1 protein-coding gene and 2 pseudogenes are annotated in these 1,852 nt (G+C 62.6%); all 3 read right to left on the reverse strand.

The window, feature by feature from the left end:
- Positions 1-105, reverse strand: a pseudogene (locus EN750_RS41730) (EamA family transporter); the annotation flags it as partial.
- A 60-nt stretch (positions 106-165) separates the two neighbouring features.
- Positions 166-1,053, reverse strand: a complete 888-nt coding sequence (locus EN750_RS32390; protein WP_127399117.1) for a DMT family transporter — start codon at positions 1,051-1,053, stop codon at positions 166-168.
- A gap of 175 nt (positions 1,054-1,228) precedes the next feature.
- Positions 1,229-1,852 (reverse strand): annotated as a pseudogene (locus EN750_RS32395) (peptidase S10); the annotation flags it as partial.

Consider the following 1,852-nt stretch of genomic DNA (forward strand, 5'->3'; position numbering starts at 1 on the left):
TGTCAGAACACCGGTCAGGCCGAAAACGGCAGCTGAGGACGACACCAGGATGATGCCGAGTGTGCGCTCTGCGGCGGTGTCGGTGGCGGCTGCAATGTCAGTCATGCAACCAGCCTACGCCGCTTGGTCCTGACATCGTAGTGTCAGCAATGATGGTGATCCACATCATAGGCGTTTGCGAAAATGCTCGGTGCCGACGATCAACAGGCCGGCGGCGACGATCAGCGCAGCGCCCAGGAACACCTCGCGGCGCGGCACGTCGCCCCAGATCGCAAAGCCGAGTGCGAATGCCCACAACAGCGAGGTGTATTCCAGCGGCGCGATGACCGAAGCCGGTGTGCGCTTCATGCCTTCGAACAGAAGATATTGTGCCAGGCCGCCGAGTGCGCCGACGCTGGCAAGCAGCAGCAACTGGGTCCAATCGGGTGTCTGCCACCAGAGCAATGCCGGCACCGCCGAAAACAGCAGGAAATAGAAATTGTTGAGCAGGAGCTGGATCATCGAGCGCTCGGCAAGGGCGGTCTTGCGCAAGAGCACGATGGCGATGCCCCACAAGAAGGCCGCCGCCAGCACCAGCAGCACCGGCACGGACAGGCCCAGATGGGTCGGATCGCAAGCGACGAACACGCCGGCAAAGCCGATCAGCACCGCCAGCCAGCGCAGCATCGGCACCTTTTCGCCGAGCAGGAACACTGAAAGCACTGTGACGATGATCGGGGCCGCATAATAGACGGTGGTCAGCTCGGCGAGCTGCAGGCTGCGCGCGGCGTTGTAGTAACACAGCCACGCAGCAAGCGTGAAGGCACTGCGCACCAGCATCGGCCGCACGATCGGCGAGCGCATCGTGTCGGCAAACAACTGTCGTCCGCCGATCGCCGCGCACGCGCCCAGAATGGCAATGCTGCGGAAGAACATGATCTGCCAGACGCTCATGCCGACGACCAACAGCTTGATCGAGGCATCCTGTGTCGAAAACAGCAAATAGGCCGCACCGGTCAGCAGGATGCCTGCAAGCACCCGCTCGCGTGTTTCGAGAATGGCGATATCGGCCATAAGGCGCGTGGGACCAAATTTCCGGAGCGGCAGAATGCTGTGAGGAGCGACACGAGGAGCTGTGAATTCAGTTCCCTCGGCACCAAGCTATAAGGGCGAAAATCGCTGCGGCGCTACGCCAGCCCGGTGGTTATGTTGGGGCAGGGGGCCATGCCGAGCTGCACTGTCGCCAAGCCTACTGCGTCGCCTGGTAAAGCTCCGAAGCGGCTTCTTTCAGCGCGCGTCGGCCGTCGGGCCTGAAATACATCATGTGCCCGCCCTCGACGACATCGAGACGGATAGGCTTGGCATCGGCGAGCGATGGGATCTGGTTCACCAGGTAGCGCGAGGCGAGGTAAGGCGTGACCAGGTCGGTGTAGCCGTTGACGATCACGACACCAAGCGAAGGGTTCAGTGAGCGTGCGCGCTGCAGATCGTCCATCACTCCGGCATAGCCTTGCCGCGAGGCGCTGGTCCCGTAATCCCATTTGTGGCTGATTTCGCCATTGAGCAGCCGATAGCTGACATCGGTGCGGAAATTCAATTCGTCACGGATGTAGCCGACGAAAGCCGACGTCAGCGCCGGCACGCTGCGGTCGAGCACCGGATCCGGGCCGGCGATGCGGGCGCTCTCAGGCGCGATATCGGCTGTGCCGATCGTGGCGTCATAGGGGCTGAGCACCTTGCCGCTGGCACGGGTGAACTCCCTTGCGAACAGGCCGGTGGGGATGCGAGCGGAGTTCCGTTGCACCAAATCGAGTGGCAGGCCGGTGATCTCAGCGACGCGCTGGCTCGCCAGCCGCCTGCCTTGCTCCAGTCC

Origin of the sequence: Mesorhizobium sp. M7A.F.Ca.ET.027.03.2.1, assembly GCF_003999175.1 — a bacterium.
Lineage (GTDB): Bacteria > Pseudomonadota > Alphaproteobacteria > Rhizobiales > Rhizobiaceae > Mesorhizobium.